4 protein-coding genes and 1 pseudogene are annotated in these 1,986 nt (G+C 51.6%); 3 read left to right on the plus strand and 2 right to left on the minus strand.

Translation table 11 applies throughout. The features are described 5' to 3' along the window. Positions 1–308 (minus strand): annotated as a pseudogene (locus Q31b_RS27625) (hypothetical protein); the annotation flags it as partial. Between the two features lie 142 nt (positions 309–450). Here Q31b_RS27625 and Q31b_RS27630 point away from each other — a divergent pair. The 3 genes from Q31b_RS27630 to Q31b_RS27640 all read left to right on the plus strand — a co-directional run bounded on the left by Q31b_RS27630 (position 451) and on the right by Q31b_RS27640 (position 1,697). After that, entirely contained in the window at positions 451–1,008 is a 558-nt protein-coding gene (locus tag Q31b_RS27630) for a hypothetical protein (RefSeq protein ID WP_146602907.1), read from the plus strand. 168 nt (positions 1,009–1,176) lie between these two features. Then, entirely contained in the window at positions 1,177–1,392 is a 216-nt protein-coding gene (locus tag Q31b_RS27635) for a hypothetical protein (protein WP_146602908.1), read from the plus strand. Continuing rightward, positions 1,392–1,697: a type II toxin-antitoxin system RelE/ParE family toxin gene (locus tag Q31b_RS27640; RefSeq protein WP_146602909.1), complete on the plus strand. Its 306-nt coding sequence runs from the start codon at positions 1,392–1,394 to the stop codon at positions 1,695–1,697. The genes Q31b_RS27635 and Q31b_RS27640 overlap by 1 nt, the downstream gene beginning before the upstream one ends. A gap of 100 nt (positions 1,698–1,797) precedes the next feature. Here Q31b_RS27640 and Q31b_RS29265 read toward each other — a convergent pair. Continuing rightward, on the minus strand, positions 1,798–1,986 hold a 189-nt coding region (locus tag Q31b_RS29265), incomplete at its 5' end, for a hypothetical protein (RefSeq protein WP_231617908.1).

The following is a 1,986-nucleotide window of genomic DNA, read 5'->3' on the forward strand; positions in this document are numbered from 1 at the left end:
CGGTGTGGACAGAGCATCAACCAGCGCCGAGCCACCTCTCTATCGCTCCAGGTCGCCACCAGATCGGGCCGCGATCTTAGGATCAAGTGGATGTGGTTGTCTAGTATGGCAAATGCTAGCAAATCTATAGAAAAGTATTTGGCAAACTGTTGCAGATACTTTTCGATCCAAATTTTCCGGTGGTCGAAGTTTTTGCCGGACACTTGGTCATTTCCCATCAGGAAACAGCGTCGGCAGGTCCGATTGTAGAGATGGGCGATAACGACCTCTTGCGGATCAAACACCTCGCTACGTGCCAACCGAACCATCACACACCTCCCGAGAGAAAAGCATCAGCAGAATCACCAGGAATCGTATACCTCGGTTAGGGAAAAGGCAAATCCACCAAAATCATGCTCTGTCCCTTGGTGTTATCCTCGGTGATGTCTGGCGTTCCACTAGATTCTCACGATGACTCAATTGGAACCGAGCATGATTGACGCAAACGTACGCAAGCGACGCCGGTTGCGATTCTCAATTCGCGCCCTACTTGTTCTGACCTTTGTATGTGCATTTCCGTTCTGGTGGATAGCATCACAATTGTCTGCACGTCGTTCCGAGGTAGCCACTGTTGCCCGCATTCAGGCGATCGTACCAGACGCATCGATTCAATACGAGAACATGGCGTCACCTTGGATGCTCAAACTAGGGTTCCGGCCTGACTTTACTCAACGCGTTTATGCGGTTGACGTAACTGGTCAAACCGCTGGAATGAACGCCAACAAATTTGCGTTTGAGTTCGACGATGACGACTTGACTGCGATCGCCGCGGACCTGCGGTCGCTTCGGGAACTTCAGGAGGTCTACTTGCAATTCTCGAAGGTTACGGACCAATCACTTGCCCCACTTGGCACGTTTGAATCGGTTCGATTTTTGAATCTACAACAGACAGCGATGTCCTCTGATGCCGTCAAGACATTTGCGTCAAAGCACCCCGGCGTGAAGGTTGCATTTTTCTACAAGGACTGACAAAGGGAATAACCAAACGGTGCACCGCAGATCCGGCCTTGCTAAACTAGGCCATAACAATATCAACCGCCGGATCGCGGTGACCGTCACCGTTCTGCCGTCGAAATCAGTGCGTTTGCCGTATTCCTCGCCAGCGATTAAGATGGAGACACTGATAAGGAGACTTCCATGGCTGATTCACCATTGCCCGTGCGTGACACATTGACTGAAATCGCTCGATTGCTTCCATCTGACGCTTCATTGGAAGACGTTCAGTATCACCTCTACGTGCGACAGCAAATTGAAGCTGGCCTAGCTGACGAGGGAGCAGGACGACTTATCGATACTGACGAAATGAGAAAGCGTCTTGTCGCGCATCGACGGGAGCGAGAAAATCGCGGCTAATGGACATTCGATGGACTGAAAGGGCCTCCGCCGATGCGCTGGGTATTTTCGATTACATCGCGGATCAATCTCTTTCTTACGCAGAGTCAGTATACGAACGCGTTCTCAATCGGCCCACGCAGTTGACGGTTCATCCACAGTCTGGATCTGTTGTACCCGAGTTCGGACGTGACGATATTCGTGAACTATATGTGTATTCGTTTCGACTGATCTATCGGATCGCGGAAGACGAGATTCGAGTATTGACTGTCATCCACGGAAGCAGGAAGTTGGGACCGGAGATGCTCGGAGAGGCAGAACAATGAAATGCACGCGAGGACGGGAGTCGCGGTTCTTGGCCTGCTTGCACGTTTTTCGCCCGTCCCGCGTGATTTCTACCGTTGAACTTAATCGAATCACTCTGGTTCAGATCGTTGTCTCTATTGCTGGGGTGACTGCCCGCATCCCTGCGGGAAGAGGGTTGGCGTCCATGCCAACCAAGAACGGGATCGATGAGCTTCGCTCGCTGTTTTTTTGAAGGCATGCGATAGACGCTGCGCTGGCTCGGTTCTCGTGATCGTCAGAACGAAATTGCTGGCTTGTTTTGCGAGCCAA

Source organism: Novipirellula aureliae, from assembly GCF_007860185.1.
GTDB lineage: Bacteria > Planctomycetota > Planctomycetia > Pirellulales > Pirellulaceae > Novipirellula_A > Novipirellula_A aureliae.